The 18,745-nt window shown below is 62.1% G+C and carries 14 protein-coding genes; 13 read left to right on the top strand and 1 reads right to left on the bottom strand.

What is annotated here, in order from left to right; all coding sequences use genetic code 11:
• Nucleotides 1-247 precede the first annotated feature (247 nt).
• From tagH to ABWY06_RS07765, 11 genes are all read left to right on the top strand, one after another.
• On the top strand, nucleotides 248-1,855 hold the full coding sequence (tagH, locus tag ABWY06_RS07815; RefSeq protein ID WP_353924999.1) for a type VI secretion system-associated FHA domain protein TagH: 1,608 nt from the start codon (nucleotides 248-250) through the stop codon (nucleotides 1,853-1,855).
• Nucleotides 1,852-2,679 carry a PP2C family protein-serine/threonine phosphatase gene (locus ABWY06_RS07810; RefSeq protein WP_353924998.1) on the top strand — a complete coding sequence of 276 codons (828 nt, stop codon included), beginning with the start codon at nucleotides 1,852-1,854 and terminating at the stop codon, nucleotides 2,677-2,679. The genes tagH and ABWY06_RS07810 overlap by 4 nt, the downstream gene beginning before the upstream one ends.
• A 141-nt stretch (nucleotides 2,680-2,820) precedes the next feature.
• A complete protein-coding gene (gene tssJ, locus ABWY06_RS07805) occupies nucleotides 2,821-3,387 on the top strand; it encodes a type VI secretion system lipoprotein TssJ (protein ID WP_353924997.1) in 567 nt (188 codons plus the stop codon).
• Between the two features lie 47 nt (nucleotides 3,388-3,434).
• Nucleotides 3,435-4,769: a type VI secretion system baseplate subunit TssK gene (gene tssK / locus ABWY06_RS07800; protein ID WP_353924996.1), complete on the top strand. Its 1,335-nt coding sequence runs from the start codon at nucleotides 3,435-3,437 to the stop codon at nucleotides 4,767-4,769.
• A 34-nt stretch (nucleotides 4,770-4,803) separates the two neighbouring features.
• The gene (locus ABWY06_RS07795; protein ID WP_353924995.1) at nucleotides 4,804-6,108 is read left to right on the top strand and encodes a DotU family type VI secretion system protein; all 1,305 of its coding nucleotides are present in this window, start codon (nucleotides 4,804-4,806) and stop codon (nucleotides 6,106-6,108) included.
• Nucleotides 6,108-9,698, top strand: coding sequence for a type VI secretion system membrane subunit TssM (gene tssM, locus ABWY06_RS07790; protein ID WP_353924994.1), 3,591 nt, complete (start codon nucleotides 6,108-6,110; stop codon nucleotides 9,696-9,698). Before ABWY06_RS07795 ends, tssM begins: the two co-directional genes overlap by 1 nt.
• Nucleotides 9,698-10,279, top strand: coding sequence for a type VI secretion system-associated protein TagF (gene tagF / locus ABWY06_RS07785; RefSeq protein ID WP_353924993.1), 582 nt, complete (start codon nucleotides 9,698-9,700; stop codon nucleotides 10,277-10,279). The genes tssM and tagF overlap by 1 nt, the downstream gene beginning before the upstream one ends.
• 142 nt (nucleotides 10,280-10,421) lie before the next feature.
• A complete protein-coding gene (locus ABWY06_RS07780) occupies nucleotides 10,422-11,282 on the top strand; it encodes a hypothetical protein (RefSeq protein WP_353924992.1) in 861 nt (286 codons plus the stop codon).
• A gap of 11 nt (nucleotides 11,283-11,293) precedes the next feature.
• Nucleotides 11,294-12,415, top strand: a complete 1,122-nt coding sequence (locus ABWY06_RS07775) for a WD40 repeat domain-containing protein (RefSeq protein WP_353924991.1) — start codon at nucleotides 11,294-11,296, stop codon at nucleotides 12,413-12,415.
• A 35-nt stretch (nucleotides 12,416-12,450) separates the two neighbouring features.
• The gene (locus ABWY06_RS07770; protein WP_353924990.1) at nucleotides 12,451-13,602 is read left to right on the top strand and encodes a WD40 repeat domain-containing protein; all 1,152 of its coding nucleotides are present in this window, start codon (nucleotides 12,451-12,453) and stop codon (nucleotides 13,600-13,602) included.
• Between the two features lie 85 nt (nucleotides 13,603-13,687).
• Nucleotides 13,688-14,776: a WD40 repeat domain-containing protein gene (locus tag ABWY06_RS07765; RefSeq protein ID WP_353924989.1), complete on the top strand. Its 1,089-nt coding sequence runs from the start codon at nucleotides 13,688-13,690 to the stop codon at nucleotides 14,774-14,776.
• 156 nt (nucleotides 14,777-14,932) lie between these two features.
• Here the strand turns inward: ABWY06_RS07765 and ABWY06_RS07760 are convergent, their stop codons facing one another.
• Nucleotides 14,933-16,456: a fumarate hydratase gene (locus tag ABWY06_RS07760; RefSeq protein ID WP_353924988.1), complete on the bottom strand. Its 1,524-nt coding sequence runs from the start codon at nucleotides 16,454-16,456 to the stop codon at nucleotides 14,933-14,935.
• 208 nt (nucleotides 16,457-16,664) lie between these two features.
• On the opposite strand from ABWY06_RS07760, the gene ABWY06_RS07755 reads away from it, so the two are divergent.
• Nucleotides 16,665-17,792 (top strand): GGDEF domain-containing protein, encoded by a 1,128-nt coding sequence (locus tag ABWY06_RS07755; protein ID WP_353924987.1) that lies wholly within the window; start codon nucleotides 16,665-16,667, stop codon nucleotides 17,790-17,792.
• Nucleotides 17,785-18,732: an iron-sulfur-binding ferredoxin reductase gene (locus ABWY06_RS07750; protein WP_353924986.1), complete on the top strand. Its 948-nt coding sequence runs from the start codon at nucleotides 17,785-17,787 to the stop codon at nucleotides 18,730-18,732. The genes ABWY06_RS07755 and ABWY06_RS07750 overlap by 8 nt, the downstream gene beginning before the upstream one ends.
• The last annotated feature ends 13 nt before the right edge of the window (nucleotides 18,733-18,745 follow it).

The following is an 18,745-nucleotide window of genomic DNA, read 5'->3' as shown; positions in this document are numbered from 1 at the left end:
GCGTCAAAGCCATGTGCCATCTGTTCTGGATTAATGTGACTTATGCGTCATCTTGGCCGGGCTTGGCATGGTCAAGTCCGCCGGGTTTTGCCGATAATGCGGCGCGTTATCGGTACCCGCTGACTGGCCAGTGACTCGGCCCCGTTCAAGGACGGGGGTCAAAGTCCCGTATCGCGGGATGGGCTGGCGGTTTTTTGGGCACCCTGGTGTCCGGTTGTAACGGTTTATCGCATCTAGGGAGGGGCGCATGTCGGCACCCACAATGGAACTGCGGGTTCTGGCGTACAACGGAATTCGGTTGGAAACGGACCTGAGTCGCAGTCTTGGCGCTGGCGAACTGACGGTAGGGCGCAGTCCCGGCAATGACCTGGCGCTGGATGATCCCGATCGCTTGATCTCACGCTTTCAGGCCACCCTGGTGCGTCTCGACGCAGGCTCCGCGCGGCTGGTCAACGTCAGCAGCAGCAGCACCTTGCTGATTAACCAGACCGAACTGCCGCCGGGCGGCAACGCCACCGTGCGGATCAATGACCGGCTGCTGGTTGGGCGATACTTGTTGGCGCTGGAGTCGCTGCCGCAGGCGGCCTCGGTGTTGACGGTCTCGCCGCAGTTGCCCGCGGCGCACCTGACGATTCCCGCGGACTTCGATGTGTTTGCCGTACCGCCACCGGAACCCTCGGTGCCGCAGGCGGAAATTTCCCTGGCGGATTTTAGCGATGCTCAGGGCGCTCTGAAGGCGGTGTTCGCGGATGCGCCCGCCCAAGTGTACGAACCCTTGCCCGAGTCGTTGGGTGACGTGCGCAGTCGAACCAGCGCACTGGAGATCTCTTCGTCCAGTACGCTCGATCCACTGGCGATGTTTGCCTCGGCCGATAGCGGCCTGGATGCATTGCTGGCGCCGCCCAGCCTGGAAATGGACCATGGCTTCGAGGTGGACGCACTGTTCCATGCACCGGTGATGGCCGTCGCGCCAGCTGTAGCGGCCCCTCCCGTGGCAGTCGCGCCGCTGTTCGAGGCGCCGCCGCCGGCGATAGAACCACCCCTTCGTGATGATCTGCTGTTCGAGCTGCCCGCCGAAGCCCTGCTCGCGCCGTCGAGTGGTCAAACCCTCGAAACGCCTCCAGTGGTCATACCGCCAGTGCCGGTCGCGGCCGCGATCCCGGTGCCAACGCCTGCCCCGGCGCCCAATCATGCACCCTCGGCTGTTGCCGTGGCCCCTGTCGCGGCCCCTGCGGCGCTGTCCGATGAGCCAATGGACAGCGCGGCGCTGCGTGCGGCCTTTGCCCGCGGCAGCGGCCTGGCGGAAACCGCGGTGCCGGCTATTACGGCCACCTTCATGGAAAGCCTGGGGGGCATTTTTGCTCGCATGACGGCGGGCACCATCCGCTTGATGCACGCCCGCTCGGCAATCAAGCATGAAATTCGGGCCAATGTGACCATCATTGCCTCGGCCGGCAACAATCCGCTGAAGTTCGCCCCCGATGGCACCTCGGCGGTGGTGCAGTTGCTGGGGCATCGCTTCCCTGGCTTTATGGAATCCCAGCGCGCGGTGGAGGATGCGTTCGACGACCTCTCCGCGCACCAGGTCGGCTTGTTGGCGGGCGCGCGCACCGCCATGTATGAAGTCATTGGGCGTTTCAGTCCGGAACGTCTGAAACAGCGCCTGGGTAACCAGTCCTTGCTGGAGTCGCTGATGCCCTCGATGCGCAAGGCCAAGCTGTGGGAGCTCTACGAGCAGGGCTTTGTCGACCTGGCGGGGGAGGCGCGGGAGGAATTCGAGGCTCTGTTTCAGCAGGCGTTTGCCCGTGCCTACGAGGCCGAGATCGAGCGCGTTTGTGCTGGACGGGACGAATGAGCGTGTATGCAGCGGTTGCAGGACCGCGTGTGGAGTTCGCCACGCTCTCGCGGCAAGGGCAGCGCGCCTACAACGAGGACGCCTGCGGTTACTGGCACTCCGCGGAGGGTGCCTGCTTTATCGTATCGGACGGTGCCGGGGGGCATGGCGGCGGTGATGTTGCATCGGAAACCGCGGTGCGCACCATGCTCAGTGCGTTTTCCGCCAGCCCGCTGCTGGCCCGTGAAAGCATCGAGGCCCTGGTGGCCCAGGCGGACTCGGCCATTCGTTACGGTCAGGGGCTGGCCGGCAACCTGAGTCAGATGAGTGCCACGGTGGCGGCGCTGTTTCTCGATGGTCAGGCCCGTCAGGCGCAGTGGATTCATCTGGGCGATACCCGGGTCTACCACTTTCGGCGACGGGAGTGCCGGTTGCTGACCAAGGACCACAGCATCGTGCAGAACTTCGTCGATGCCGGGATGCTGGCCGAGAGCAGGGTGCGTGGCCATGCCGAGCGCAATCTGCTGTTCGCCGCGTTGGGCATGGGCGAGGACATTCCGCCGACCGCCCTGACCGAACCTTTTGGGGTGGAGGAGGGTGATGCCTTCCTGATTTGCACCGATGGATTCTGGGAAGTGGTGCTGGAGACCGAAATGCTCGATGAGTTGCTCTGTGCCAGCGCGGCCCAGGAGTGGTTGGTGCGCATGGAGCGGTTGATCATCGACCGTCAGGCCAGCGGCCAGGACAACTACAGCGCGCTGGCGGTCTGGGTCGGCTGCCCGAATGAGGCGACAGTGCCCTGGTCCGCTCCAGGCCTGAAAGGCCTTGAGCTGCTGAATGATTAATTCCGTCGAACGGTCCCGCCAGGCTGGCCTTCGACTTTTCTCGATTATGCGAATTGAGTATCGGAGTGCTGGGTGCGAGCTATTGATAATGGGAACCTTTTTTGGCAATGGAGAGCCTGTCATGCAGCGCGAAATACAGCCATGAGCCCTGTCGACCAGAACCGCGACAGCGTCTCGAGCCTGCATGGCCGCCGCGCCGCGGTGTGGGGCCTGGTGGGCGCACTCGCGTTGCTCGCTGGCTGTTCGTCGACCCCGGAGCCGCCCGAGCCAAGGCCGGTACGACTGCTGTTGTCGGCCGCCGACACCCTCAATCCCGACATGAACGGGCGCCCTTCACCGGCGGTGGTCCGGCTGTTCCGCTTGAAGGAAGGCAAGCTGTTCAATGCGATGGATTTCTTCACCCTGACCGATCCTGACTTGAAAAGCCTGGGCGAGGACCTGCTGTTCCAGGAGCTGCTGGTGATGCACCCGGGTGAGTCGACCCAGCGCGAATATGCCCTGGAACCCGAGGCCGGTGCCTTGGCAATAGTGGTCGGCTACCGGGACATCGACGTCAGCACCTGGCGGGCCTCGGTGCTGACCCCGACGCCGGAAGCCTCCTGGTTCGAGCTGCCGGAATTCATGCGATGGGGCAGCGATCCCGCGCAGGAGTACACCGCCCGTTTGGAGCAGCTGGCTGTCAGCCTAGAACCTGTGGTCAAGCCATAACCTGCGTCTGTCGATGACGGAACCGCAAGCCAGCAAGGGACGCGATGATGGATTTTTACCAGCGGGTCGTATGGGCGGAAGGCATGTTCCTTCGGCCCCAGCATTTTCAGCAGCAAGAACGTTATCTGGAGTTTTTCGCGCACCGTCGCAGCCTCGCCAGCGAGCCGTTCTTTTGGGGGTTTCGTTCGCTGAAGTTCGATACGGCGGCCCTCGCGGTGGGCAAGCTGGCATTGCAGGATGCCGATGGGCTGTTGCCTGACGGCACGCCGTTCAGTTTTCCGCTGCAGAGCGAATGTCCCGAACCGCTGGCCTTCACCGAAGGCGCCATCGACCAGATGGTGTACCTGGCGTTGCCGATGCGGCGCCTGCGCGCGGAAGAGGTCACGTTCGAGGAAAGCCCGACTTCGCTGGCCCGCTACCGGGTGGAAGACGCGTTGGTCGGTGACATCAACTCCATCGCCGGTGAGCCCGCCGAATTGCAGCTGGCCCGGCCACGCCTGCGCCTGGTGCTGGAAAAGGACTTGTCCGATGCTTGGCTGGGGGTGGGCGTGGCGCGCATCGTCGAATGCCGCGGCGACCTGCAATTGGTTCTTGACCCCGACTATATCCCGCCAGCGCTGAGCTGCCAGTCGAATGCCGTGCTGTTGTCCATGCTTAGCGAGCTGCATGGTCTGGCTCACCAGCGCGCCGACGTGCTGGCCGAGCGCTTGAACCAGCCCGGACGCGGTGGCGTTTCGGAGGTCGGTGAGTTCCTGTTGCTGCAATTGTTGAACCGGATCCAGCCGCTGTTCGGCCATATGATGAGCACCCCGACCCTGCACCCGGAGAAACTCTACTGGACGCTGGTGCAGGTCGCTGGCGAACTGGCGACCTTCTCATCCGCCACCCGGCGCCCTGGCACCTGGCCCAAATACGACCACGACGACCTGTTTGGTTGCCTGCAGCCCTTGATGTTCGAGCTGCGCAAGGCGTTGTCCTCGGTGCTCGAGCAGAACGCGGTACAGATCGAGTTGCAGGATCGAAACTACGGCGTGCGGGTCGGCCAGATCCGCGACAGCGAACTGCTGCGCAGCGCGCAGTTTGTCCTGGCGGTGCATGCCAGCCTGGCCCCAGAAGTCATCCGCTCGCATTTCCCGTCGCAGGTCAAGATCGGTCCGGTGGACCGTATTCGCGACCTGGTAAACCTGCACCTGCCCGGGGTGGGGTTGCGGGCCTTGCCGATCGCGCCGCGGCAGATCCCGTACCACGCCGGTTACCACTATTTCGAACTCGAGGCTTCGGGCGACCTGTGGAAACAGCTGCAGCTCTCCGGTGCGCTGGCGCTCCATGTGGCCGGTGACTTCCCGGACCTCGAACTCGAGTGCTGGGCGATTCGCCGCTGATTTTCCTACGCCAGACTTTTGAAGTAGCGCCTTTATGACCGATGCAAATCCGTTCGACGCAGGTAGCGACCGCACCTTCGTGATGCCCAACCCGGGGGGGGAAGCGGCGCCTGCCGACGCCCGTGGCCGGGCGCCGCTGCCGCGCGCGGATGCCAACGAGGTGCACTCGGGGAGCAATCCGCTGGTGGCCGCGGCCAACCCGCTGCTGAACATGATCTACCAGATCCGCACCCTGGTGCATAACTCCGATCCGGCGCGCCTGTGCGAGTTTCTCGCCGAGGAAGTGCGGCGCTTCGAGGCCCGCGCCAAGCACCAGGGCATCTCCCAGGAACACCTGATGGCGGCCCGCTACTGCCTGTGCACGGTGCTGGACGAAACGGCGGCGCAGACGCCCTGGGGGGGCTCGGGCATCTGGTCGCGGCACAGCCTGCTGGTGACCTTCCACAACGAGACCTGGGGCGGCGAGAAGTTCTTCCAGTTGCTGGCCAAGCTGGCGCAATCGCCCAGCCAGCACATCGACCTGCTGGAGTTGATGTACTACTGCATCTCCTTCGGCTTCGAGGGCCGCTACCGCATCACCACCAACGGCCAGAGCCAGCTGGAAACCCTGCGTCGTCGCCTGGCCGACATCATCCGCGATGCCAAAGGCGACCGCAGCCAGGCCCTGTCGCCGCACTGGGCCGGGGTGATGAGCGAGGCGCTGAGAATCTGGCGCACCATTCCGGTCTGGGTCTCGGCCGTGCTCGGCCTGCTGCTGGGCACCGCCATCTATATGCTGATCGCCTTTCACCTGTCGGACCGTTCGGACAAGACCTTCGCCGCGATCAATGCCCTGCGCATGCCCGAGGCACCCGTGATCGTACGCAGCACCGAGCCGCCGGTGCGTTTCTCGCGCTTCCTCGAACCGGAAATTCGTGCCGGCCTGGTGTCGGTGCAGGAAACCCCGGAGCACAGCACCGTGACCATCCTCGGCGACGGCCTGTTCGATTCCGGCAGCACGGCCATGCGCGGGCGTTACACGCCGATCATGCAGCGCATCGCCGCGGCCATCGAAGACGCCCGCACCCTGGGCAAGATCCAGGTGACCGGGCACACCGACAACGTGCCGATCCGTACGGTGCGTTTCCCCTCCAACTGGCACCTGTCCGTGGCGCGGGCCACCTCGGTGGCGAACGAGCTGGAAAAGAACATCGGCCCGGGTTATCGGGTGGTCGCCGAGGGGCGTGGTGACGCCGAACCGGTGGCGCCCAACGCGTCCGCCCAGGCTCGCTCCCTTAATCGACGCGTGGAAGTCACAGTGTTCGCCTCACCGGCCGACCTTCAGAGAGAGATTCGCTAATGCTGCGCCGGCTTTTTTTCGCACTGTTCAACCGCACTGTGCTGATCGTGCTGGGCCTGGTCGCGCTGATGCTGGCTATCTGGTACATCGGCCCGCTGTTCGCCTTCGCCGACTGGCGTCCGCTGGAGCCGATCCCGGCGCGTATCTGGACCATCGGCTGCCTGCTGGCGCTGGTATTGCTGCGCCTGCTGGTGGCGTTCTGGCGGCACAAACGCATGAATGCCCTGTTGCTGCAAACCCTGGTGGGCCTGCGCGGCACCGAGCCAGCGCCGAGTGCCTCGGATGCGGCGCTGCTGGAACTGCAGGGCAACTTCGAACAGGCCTTGCTGAAGCTGAAAAAACTGCGCTTCGGCAGCCAGGACCAGGGCTGGTGGGCCAGCCTGCGGCAGAAGTATGTCTACCAGATCCCCTGGTACGTCTTTATCGGCGCGCCGGGATCGGGCAAGACCACCGCGCTGGTGAACAGCGGGCTGCGGTTTCCGCTGGCCGATGAGTTGGGCCGGGAGAGCATCCGCGGCGTGGGCGGTACGCGCAACTGCGACTGGTGGTTCTCCGACGAGACCGTGCTGCTGGACACCGCCGGGCGCTACACCACTCATGAAAGCGACGCGGCGGCGGACAAGAGCGAGTGGGACGGTTTCCTCAAGTTGCTCAAACGTTTTCGTCCGCGGCAACCGCTCAATGGCGCGATCCTGACCCTGTCGGTGCAGGACCTGCTGGGCGCCAACGAGGAAGAACGCAAGCGCCATGCCGCCCGCTTGCGGGCGCGCTTGAACGAACTGCACGAGTCCCTGGGCATCGCCTTTCCGGTCTATGTGCTGATCACCAAGGCCGACCTGTTGGGCGGCTTCAACGAGTACTTCGCCAACCTGAGCAAGGAAGAGCGCGCCCAGGTCTGGGGCGTCACCTTGCCCTACCGACCTGACAGCGAGCAGGACAGCCAGGCGATCGGCAAGCAGCTGGAGCAGGAATTCGAATTGCTGGCCCGGCGCCTGTTCGATGGCCTGCCGGAGCTGATGCTCAACGAACACGATACGGCGCGGCGCGCCCGCGCCTATGCCCTGCCGCAGCATTTCACCAACCTGACGCCGTTGCTGGGTCAGGTGCTGCAGGATGTATTCGCCGATAACCGCTTCGCCCCGACCGCCATGTTGCGTGGCGTGTACTTCACCAGCGGGACTCAGGAAGGTACGCCGTTCGACCGTGTACTGGGCGTGCTGGGCCGCAGCCTGGGCTTCGATGCGCGGGTGGCGTTGCAGTCGGCGCCGGGTACCGGCAAGAGTTACTTCCTGCAAGACCTGTTGCGCAAGGTGATCTTCCCCGAGGCCCACCTGGCCGGTCGCAACCGCCGCGCCGAGCGGCGCGAGCGTATTCTCAGCCTGCTCGGCCACTCGGCCGTGGTCCTGCTGTTGCTGGGCTCGCTGGCGGCCTGGGCCCTGAGTTTCAAGAACAACACCCAGTACATCGACCTGGTCGACCTGCGCACCGAGAAACTCGGCGGTCGGTTGAACAACCTGATGCAGTCCGAGGGCGGCAGCCTGCTGGAACTGGCACCCCTGCTGGACCAGCTGAACAGCCTGGCCGACGGCCCGGACTTTCCGGTCGACGATCCACGCCTGAACTACACCTACGGCCTCTACCAGGGCGGCAAGCTTGGCGCCGTGGCCCAGACCTCCTACAGGGTGGCGCTGGAGCAGGCGCTGCTGCCCAAGGTGGTGCAACGCCTGGAAGACCTGCTGCGCAACACCCCGCAAGACAACCAGGAACTGGCCTACGAGGTGCTCAAGGCCTACCTGATGTTCAACCAGCCGGAGCATTTCGACGCTGACGCCCTGGAAGCCTTTATCCAGATGGAGTGGGAGCGCAGCCTGCCGCCGTCCATGTCGCGCAACCAGCGTGACCAGCTGTTCGCCCACCTGCACCGCCTGCTCAAAGACCAGCCGGTGACCTCGCCGTTCCCGCTCGACGAAGCCCTGGTGGCCAGCAAGCGTGAACAACTGGCGGCCTTCTCCCTGGCCCAGCGCGCCTACAGCCGCCTGAAGCTGCGCTTGCTCGACGGCAGTCTGGCCGATTTCAACCTGGCCGAGGCGGGCGGACCGCAATCGTCGCTGGTGTTCGTGCGCGCCAGCGGCAAACCCCTGACCCAGGGCATTCCCGGCCTGTTCACCTACAACGGTTATCACAAGGTGTTTCTGCCCGAGACCCAGGCCATTCTCGGCCGCCTGGAAACCGAGGAAGGCTGGGTGCTCGGCCGCGTCGCGCAACCGGTGACCCAACAAGTCGAAGGCCTGCTGGAGGGGGCGACCCAACGGGATATCAAGCGCCTGTACCTGCACGAATACGTGCGGCTGTGGGAAGAATACCTGGCCGATATCCGCCTGATCGACAGCCAGTCCATGAGCCAGAACATGGAGAAGGCGCGGATCCTTTCCGCACCGGATTCGCCCATTGCCCAGTTCCTGCGCAGCGTCGCCCGCGAGACCACCCTGTTGCGGGTGGAGAAGGTGCCGGATACCCAGTCCCTGGCCGGCCAGGCCGCCAACAAAGTCAGAAGCGCCGCCTCGGACCTGGATCGGGTCTTCGGCCCGTCGGAGCTGACCCGTCGGCCGAGCCAGGTCGAGCAACTCGAGCGCATCGTCGATGACCGCTTCGAGCCCCTGCGCCGGCTGGTCACCGCCGACGGTGGCGCCGCGCCGCTGCAGGCCGCCTTGCGCCTGTTCAACGAGATGTATATGAACCTCTCCAGCACCGATGTGGCGCTGCGCACGGGCACGGTGAATATCCCGCAGAACGACACCTTGAACCGCATCCGTGCCGAGGCGGCCTACCTGCCCGTGCCGCTGCGCAGCATGCTCGAAGGCATGGTCGACTCCAGCAGCTCGCAGACCGAGGGCACGGTGCGCCGCAGCCTGGGCGGCGAACTGGACAGTTCGGTCGGCACCTTCTGCCGCAAGGCGATCAGCGGGCGTTATCCGTTCAAGCGCTCCTCGAGCCAGGATGTGACCCTGGCGGACTTCTCCCAGCTATTCGCCCCCGATGCCATGTTCGACCAGTTCTTTCGCGAGCATCTGGCGAGCATGACCGACATGTCCGGCGCCACCTGGATACTGCGCCAGTCGGGCGGGGTGCAGATTCCGCTGACCTCCTTCCAGCGGGCAGCGCGCATCCGCGACCTGTTCTTCCCGGGCGGCGCCCGCACCCCGCAGCTGTCCATGGACGTGCGGGTGCTGGAAATGGACGCCTCGATCACCTCGCTGACCATCGACTTCGACGGCCAGCTGTTCCGCTACGCCCACGGGCCGCAGCTGTCGCAGAAGATCAACTGGCCCGGTCCGCGCGGCAGCAACCAACTGCGCCTGGAGCTGGGCAGCAGCAACGCGCCGTCCGTGTTCCTCAACAAGAACGGCCCCTGGGCGCCGATGCGCCTGTTCGACGAGGGGGACAGCCGTTACCCGGCGGGTCCGGAGAAATTCATCTCGACCCTGATGCTGCAAGGCAAGAAGGTGGTGCTGGAAGTCACCGCCAGCAGCGTGCGCAACCCCTTCCGCGTGGGCGAGCTGTCCAGCTTCTCCTGCCCGAGCCGTATCTAGTGGAGGGGTTACCGACGTACCGCTTCGGTTTCTACGGGAAGATTCCGGTACTGGGCGACTTCGTGACCCGCGAGGTGCAGCGGCCGCTGCAAGTGCAGCTGGATACCTGGTTGCAGTCCGGCTTGCTGGCCTTGCAGGGGCAGCGGGCCGACTGGCTGGAAGCCTACCTGGTGACCCCGGTCTGGCAGTTTTTGCTGCCGCCGGGGATCTGTGGCGAACAGGCTTGCGCCGGGTTGCTGATGCCCAGCGTCGACCGCGTAGGCCGTTACTTTCCACTGCTGGCCTGGGCCGAGCTACCCGGCGAGGTGGCGCTGCGGCCGCTGTGCCAACAGCTTTCGGCGCTGGCGGGGCGCCTGCCCGAGGTGCTGCAGCAGGGCCTGCAGCCCGAGCAGATTCTCGAACTGCTGGCCGCCGAGCCGCCGCAGGACCACGCGGTGCTGCCCACCGCGCTGGACAGCTTCGACTGGCAGGGGAGTCGCTCCTTCTGGTGGGCCAAGACCCGCGCCGACCTGCCGTTTCGCCAGGTGTCCCACCGCGGCGCGCTGGATGATGATTTGGCGGTATTGCTGTTTGGTGGGTAGCGGCTGGGCAAGCCTGTGTGAGGGATTTATATATCCCCTTGGTTATCGGCGAGGTACAGCCGCGAAGTTGTAGTCACGCACGGGTTTAAGTCGGCCGTTGGGGGCGATGTATTATTTTTCCAGTTTAAGAGGGTTTTAAGCGATGCCTGCTGCACTTTTTAATGCATTTTTGCAAGGTAAGGATGATCTTGCGTTTAGTTGTGCCAAAGGAATTCCAAGGGCAGACCTAGTAGTGGAAATACAGCGTCGTATGGCCAACCCTACAATTATCGCCCAAGGAAACGCGCCGCTCTGCGGTCCGGCGGCTTTTATGTTTAACGTGGCCAAAACGCAGCCATATGCGTATGCGCGCTACGTGCTGGATCTGCTAAGCAAGGGCGAGGCCATGTTGGGCAATCTTTCGGTCAAGCCGAGCGCCGCTTGCCGTGAGGCGGCTATAGGTGCGAAAATTACGGTAATAGACTGGGTGGCATTGGCTAGTCTGCGAGACTCTTCCAACAGCGTGCTTGCTATGAACGGTCCTGGCTCAGCTGCTGCGGGTATTACCATGGCGGGGGCAATGGTCGAGTGGTTCGACAAGACAGGGCTATATGCCAGTGCTGGAAGCCAAATCAATTATGTATTTGGTAGTTCGGCGGAAAATCTGATAGACGCCAGCCGTTATTATGAAATGGGTAACATGGTTTGCCTGTTGATTCGCGCTGCGATTCTCGGCGAGGTTTCCGGTGAGGTACCGATGAACAAGATTGGCCGTGGAACGCCAAAAACGATAGTGGGTACGCCTGATCATTGGGTGGTGCTGCAGACTCCCATCAATATAGGTGGCCGCTGTTGGTCACCCAGCGCTTATTCCTCGGATGCGTTTGAGGAGTCAAAGCTGGAGTTTTCATGCTATTCATGGGGGGGCGTGTACAAGGGTAATGGCCGAATAAGTAATATCAGTGTCGAGCGTTTTCTGCCTTATTTTTATGGGTTTGTTCATGTGCATCCAAAGGATGCTTGAGGGCCTCGGAAATGAACAATATTTTTTCGATAATCTGCATGCTTTTTGCCCTGGCGGGGTGCCAAACTAGCAACGATGAAACCTATCGCGCCCAGCAGGCATCGGCGCCGCAGCTTAAAGAGGCTTTTTCAGAGCCCATTGCGCTGAGTGCAAGAAAGTTGAGCTTCTCCGATGATGGGCGATATTTTATTCTTGCGGATTCTCATAATCAGGTAGGTGTATTTAATTCTGGTAGCAGGGAGGCGCTTGTCACTTTGCAATGGCCTACTACGCTAAATATGATACAGGGTGCGGGATTTATTGACCCTGATAGGTATTTTTATGCTGTCAATAAAATGGTTGATAAGCCCACGCCTCACAATGTGAGTATCAGGGAGGTAGGGGCTGAACAGGATCAGTATTATTATGAGTTTGAAGGTAATCATGGGGATAGGCCGATTTTTGCGAATTCTTCCTATGTGGCCTATGGCGATGAAATGGTAAATTGGCATACCGGGGAGAAATATGCGGTACGCACCGCGCACCAATTGAATCCTCGGGATTACACCTTGACGGCCAGTGGCAGGGTGTTGAGCAGTAATTATTACAGTGATGAAATATTATTGCACGCCCCGCTGACTGATGACTACTTGTGGATTGATAGTGGGCTTTCAAATTTCCGCAGTGGCATCACTCCAAGCGAGCGTTATATTATTGCGCAGGCGTATGATGGAGGATGTCGGGTTTGGCCAGTACCGGCGTTAAAACCGGTGCAATCTTGCGGTCGCGGCGGTTGGTCCGATGCCGACCATGCAAATATCGCCATGCACCCGAGCGATGATAGTTTTGTCGCGTCCGCAGGCGGGCGGGTAGAGGCCTATCGTCTTGTCGAGGGCGTTCACCAGCAGGTGTTTGCACGGACCCTGCCTAATGCCGTCACCAGCCTGGCGTTGTCGGCGAATCATCGGGTGGCGTTGGGCGACAGCACAGGCCATATCGAGGTCTGGGACACCGAACTCGGTACCCTGCTGGGGCAAGTCGATTTGCAACTCGATCCAGGGGGGCATCTATTGGCTTTTGCGCCCTCAGGTAAACAACTGCTGTATGGCGGCGCTTCGGATTTTAAGGTTCATCTGTTTGATATTCCAGAGTAACGCTGTCAGTCACTAGGTCAGAGGCGGTTTAATCAATGGATAATTTTTTGTCGCCTTTGATTCGCCGCCTTAGGCTGGTGCTGCCGGTTATATTGCTGGTTGTGAGCGGTTGTCAGAGTGCTCAGGACATAACCTACGAAGCGCAGCGGGCTACGGCACCGCAACTGAAGAAACATTTCCCTAATCCTATTGAGGTGGGTGTTGGTGTAGTTGGGTACTCTCCGGATGGGCGGTATTTTTTTAATGCGGATCCTGGTAATAAAGTTGTGGTCTATTCTTCGGATAATCAGGGGCCCACGGTTGTGCTTGATTTTCCTTGGCCTTTGTCGCTAAGCCAAAAAAAAGGTGCTGGGTTTCTTGACTCCAGTATTTTTTATTATGCCTCGCAGAGACGAGCGCGTGGGCAAACTATTTACGGGGTGAAAGTCTGGAGCCTAGATTCAAATACTGAAATTTTCTCTTATGATTTTTCCGAGAGCCATGGCGAAGACTCTATCGTTGCCAAGGGAGATTTTGTAGCGTATGACAATGAAATGGTCAATTGGCGTACGGGGAATAAGTATAAAGTTCGCATTGCACACTCTGCGATGCCGCTTGACTATGCACTTACTGCCAGTGGCAAGGTGTTAAGCGCTAATTACTACAACGATGACATATTGCTGCACGATCCACAGACCGATACGGCCCTGCAATGGGACAGCGGATTATCCAATTTTCGCAGTGCCATTACCCAGGGCGAAGGTTACGTTATTGCCCAGGCAAATGATGGAGGGTGTCGGGTGTGGCCCGTGCCGGCGTTAAAGCCCGTGCAGTCCTGTGGCAGCGGCGGTTGGTCCGATGACCACTATGCACTGATTGCCCCGCATCCGACTGATGATAGTTTTGCCGTGTCCGCCGGTGGGCGGGTCGAGGTTTACCGCCTGGTCGAGGATCGTTTTCAGCGGGTGTTTTCACGCACCCTGGCCAATGAGGTAACGGCGCTGAGCCTGTCGGCCGATTACCGGGTGGCGATTGGCGACAACACCAGCCACCTGGAGGTCTGGGACAGCGTTCAGGGCACCCTATTGGCGCAAACCGACCTGAATCTTTCCTTTGGCAGTGAGCTGTTACGCTTTTCACCTTCGGGCAAACAGTTGCTGTATGGCGAAGGTCATCTGCGTTTACATGTATTTGATATTCCAGAATAATTAATATCGTGGAGGGGCAGTGTTATCAATGAGTTTATTGCGGCTACCTCAGCTATCAGTGCCCTTATGGCTGGTCGTTTGGACTATGTTAGTGAGCCTGTCGGGCTGCCAAAGCGCTCAGGAAAAAGCTTATCAGGGCCAGCGAGATACTGCGCCTCCACTGTATGAACACTTTCAGGAGACGTTGGATTTTTATGCGAACAACTTGAGCTATAACGGAGTCGATGATCTGTTTTCAGTTGCCGATGGCACGGGGCAGATGAATATTTATTCACAGGAGGCCGTGGCACCCATCGCCAGTATCAAATGGATAGAGCCGGAGGTAGGGATGAGCAGCGCGGCTTTCTTGGATTCCGATACCTATTACCTGGGTGGTGATCGCTTATACGGTAATGGCAAGTACTTCTTTGAGGTCTGGCGATTAGGTGCGTCGAGCAAAAGGGTGGGTTATGACTTTGAGTCGAGCACCGGAGGTGAAGTGCAGGTTAACGCCCATTTTGCGCTGTTTGGCCGTGAGATGATCAATTGGCATAGCGGTGAGCGTTATATTGCCCGGACGGTTAACGTGCATCCAGGTAATTCGCTGCTGAGCGCCAGTGGCAAGGTATTGAGTTACAACTATTTTTCCGACGACGTGGGTTTGCACGAGCCATTAACCGATACCCTGCTGGAGTGGGACGGAGGTATGTCTATATCTCAGGTAGCGATAACCGCTGACGAACGTTATGTGATTGCTCATGGCCGGAACGGTAGTTGCCGGATATGGCCGCTGCCGGCACTCAAGCCAGTGCAACGCTGTGGTGCCGGAAAACTGTTTGCGGATAAGCTCGCTTATATTGCCACGCACCCTGCCGATGGCAGTTTTGCCGTGGCCTGGGACCGGCGGGTGGCTTTCTACCGTCCTGATGCCGAGGATAGGCAACACAAGGTGTTTGGCCTGAGCTTGAGCAAGCCAATAGTGAGCCTGGCGGTGTCTGCGGATAATCGGCTGGCGATCGGTGACAACAGCGGTACGTTGGAGGTCTGGGATGGCGTCCAGCGTAAGTTGTTGGGGCAAGCCAAGCTGGGGCCGGACGCCGCAGGCACGAAGTTGCAGTTTTCACCCTCGGGCCGTCAATTGCTCTATGGGCGCAATCCCAAATTCAATGTGCATGTCCTGGATATACCGCAGTAGAGCTTCGCACTCCACCCCGTCGCACCCTGGGGGAGAGATGCACTCGTAGGGAGCGCTGCCGGCGCGGATTGAGCGCAGTCTCGCCCCTAGGCCACTCTCGACTATGGAAACAAAAAGCCCGGCACAGGGCCGGGCTTCGGGTACGCCTGGAAGACCTTACTTGATTTCCACCGCCAGGCTCTCGCTGATCTTTTTCTGCCACAGGGCCGGGCCGGTGATATGCACCGACTCACCCAGACTGTCGACCGCGACGGTCACCGGCATGTCCTTGACCTCGAACTCGTAGATGGCTTCCATGCCCAGTTCCTCGAAGGCCAGAACCTTGGCTTTTTTGATCGCCTGGGCTACCAGGTAGGCAGCGCCGCCGACGGCCATCAGGTAGACCGCCTTATGGTCCTTGATCGCCTCGATGGCGATGGGGCCGCGCTCGGATTTGCCGATCATGCCCAGCAGGCCGGTTTGCTCGAGGATTTGCCGGGTGAACTTGTCCATCCGCGTGGCGGTGGTCGGACCGGCCGGGCCGACCACTTCTTCGCGCACCGGATCGACCGGGCCGACGTAGTAGATAAAGCGGCCCTTGAGGTCCACCGGCAGGCGTTCGCCACGGTTGAGCATCTCGACCATGCGCTTGTGCGCGGCATCGCGGCCGGTCAGCATCTTGCCATTGAGCAATACGGTCTCGCCCGGTTTCCAGCTCTGCACATCCTCGGGGGTGAGGGTGTCCAGGTCGACCCGACGAGCGCTCGGCCCGGCTTCCCAGACGATTTCCGGGTAGGCGTCCAGCGGTGGCGCTTCCAGCGTCGCCGGGCCGGAGCCGTCGAGCACGAAGTGCGCGTGGCGGGTGGCGGCGCAGTTGGGGATCATGCACACCGGCAACGAAGCGGCGTGGGTCGGGTAATCCATGATCTTCACGTCGAGCACGGTGGTCAGGCCGCCCAGGCCCTGGGCGCCAATGCCCAGCTGGTTGACCCGCTCGAACAGTTCCAGGCGCATCTCCTCGATGCGGTTGGACGGCCCGCGGGCCTTCAGTTCGTGGATGTCGATGGACTCCATCAACACTTCCTTGGCCATCACCGCGGCTTTCTCGGCGGTGCCACCGATGCCGATCCCGAGCATGCCCGGTGGACACCAGCCGGCACCCATTTCCGGTACGGTCTTGAGCACCCAGTCGACGATGGAGTCGGACGGGTTGAGCATGGCCATCTTCGATTTGTTCTCGGAGCCGCCGCCCTTGGCCGCCACATCCACCTCGACGGTGTTACCGGGCACGATGCTGTAGTGGATTACCGCCGGAGTATTGTCCTTGGTGTTCTTACGGGCGCCGGCCGGATCGGCGAGGATCGAGGCGCGCAACACGTTTTCCGGCAGGTTGTAGGCGCGGCGAACGCCCTCGTTGATCATCTCGTCCAGGCTCAGGGTGGCGCCGTCCCAGCGCACGTCCATGCCGACCCGGACGAACACGGTGACGATGCCGGTGTCCTGGCAGATCGGCCGATGACCGGTGGCGCACATGCGCGAGTTGATCAGGATCTGCGCCATGGAGTCGCGCGCGGCGGGCGACTCCTCGCGCAGGTAGGCTTCATGCATGGCCTGGATAAAGTCCAGGGGATGGTAATAGGAGATGAACTGCAGGGCGTCGGCGACGCTCTGAATCAGGTCGTCTTGCTTGATCACGGTCATGCAGCGCGCTCCTCTATCTACAAATGCGGGAACATCGGGCGTGCCGGGGCGCTCGGCGCGGCACGCGGTCAAAGTCAAAAAAGCGCGGCAGTATAGCGCGTGACCCACTGCCGCGGACAGCCGCGCCCGGTTGAGCCGGGTGTCGATTAGCCTGGGCTTTTCCCGGGGTTGGGGGTAGTCTGAGGCCAATTGCCAGTATGGGGCTTGCATGAACCCGATACGCCAGAAACCCAATCAGGGCAGCCTGCAACGCCTGCTGCGCAAGCGCTTTTTCATGGCGCTGGCGACTTACGCCCTGGTCTTGTTGGCGTTCTGGGTTGCCATGCTCGGCGGCTTTTTCCAGGCGCCCCGGCTGACGGTGTTGGTGAGCAGCCTGCTGGTGCTGCTCAGCCAAGGGGTGTTTTTTCTGCTGTTCCTGACGGGGCGCAACCTGCGCTTCGCCGACCCCAGCCTGACCGAACCCCAGGTGCTGGTGGCACTGGCCTGGCTCAGCTACCTGCTGACCTTTATCGAGTTGGCGCGTGGCACCTTCCTGATGCTCTATGTGCTGGTCCTGCTGTTCGGCGTGTACCAACTGCCGCCCCGGCGTTTTGTCCGCTGTGCCTTCTTCGCCTTTTTCGGCTTCGCTGGTCTGCACCTGTGGGAGGCCTACTATCAGCGCCTGGCGCAGCCGGGCCTGGTCCTGCTGCAGGCCTGTGTGCTGTTTTTCGTGCTGGTCTGGCTCAGCCTCTTCGCCAGCTACGTGCATTCGCTGCGCCTGCGCATGCGTCAGCGCCGCTTCGCCCTGCAAGCCCACCAGGACACCTTGCGCGGCATGATGCACCAGCTCGAGGAGCTGGTGGCCACCGACGAATTGACTGGGCTGTGCAACCGCCGGCACTTCCTGCGCCTGGCGCAACGCGAACTGGCCAGCTTGCGGCCGGGACGCCAGCATGGCTTGGCGCTGATCGACCTGGATCATTTCAAACGGATCAACGACCAGCATGGCCACGCCAGCGGCGACCGGGTGTTGCAAACCTTTGCGGCCGTGGGTCGCGCCTGCCTGCGAGAAGGCGATATCCTGGCGCGCTATGGCGGAGAGGAGTTCGTGCTGTTGTTACCCAATACCGATGCAGACCAATTCACCAGCTGCTGTGAGCGGCTGCGCGAGGCCTTCGCCCATGCCGAGCCGCTCGGGGTACGGATCGAGGGCATCAGCCTGTCCGCGGGCATGACCCTGCTGCGCCGCGGTGACGACCTCGACGAGGCGTTGCAGCGTGCTGACCAGGCGCTGTACCGAGCCAAGGACAGCGGCCGCAATCGCTGCGCGGCGGCCTGGGAGGCCAGTGGTGCCTGAGCTCGCGGTCGGTGGCCGGCAGTGGTCGGTGCCGGCGGCGTGCAACTTGCTGGACGCCCTGCGCGAGGGCGGCGTCGCCGTCCCCTACAGCTGTCGCGCGGGCAGCTGCCATGCCTGCCTGGTGCGCTGCGTGCGCGGTGAGCCCGTGGACGCCAAGCCTGAAGCCTTGCAGGGGGCGCTGCGTGACGCCGGCTGGCGGCTGGCCTGCCAGTGCCGGGTCGAAGGCGACTTGCAGGTCGAGGTGTTCGAGCCGTTGCGCGATGGCCTGCCGGCGCGGGTCGAGGGCTGTGACTGGCTCAGTGGTGAGGTGCTGCGCCTGCGCCTGGTACCGGAGCGGCCGCTGCGTTATCGCGCCGGCCAGCACCTGGTGCTGTGGAGCCACGACGGTGTGGCGCGCCCCTACTCGTTGGCCAGCTTGCCGGGAGTCGATCCCTGGCTGGAGTTCCACCTCGATTGCCGGCCCGCCGGGGCCTTCAGCGAGGTGGCGCGGCGGTTGCAAGTCGGTGATGGCTTGCGCCTGGGCGAATTGCGCGGCGGCGCGTTGCATTACGACTGCGACTGGCAGGCCCGCCCGCTCTGGCTGCTGGCCGCCGGTACCGGGCTGGCACCGCTGTACGGCGTGCTGCGCGAGGCCTTGCGCCAGGAGCACCAGGGGCCCATCCGCTTGATTCACCTGGCGGCCCAGGCCGAGGCGCATTATCTGAAAGGCCCGCTGCAGGCCCTGGCCGAGGAGCATCCCCAGCTGCAGGTCGACTACTGGACGGCGGCCGAGTTGACCGCGGCTTTGGCCGAACTGCGCCTTGTTTCGCGTCAGACCCTGGCCTTACTCTGCGGCCATCCGAACAGCGTCGATGCGTTCGCTCGCCGCCTGTACCTGGCTGGCCTGCCGCGTAACCAGTTGTTCACCGACCTGTTCCTGCCCCGCGCCGGCCCCGCCTAGAACCGCCAAGGCT

This window comes from Pseudomonas sp. (genome assembly GCF_040514055.1).
Classification (GTDB): Bacteria; Pseudomonadota; Gammaproteobacteria; order Pseudomonadales; family Pseudomonadaceae; genus Aquipseudomonas.
Note: the sequence above shows the minus strand (reverse complement) of the source record. Positions and strands in the feature narration are given on the sequence as shown.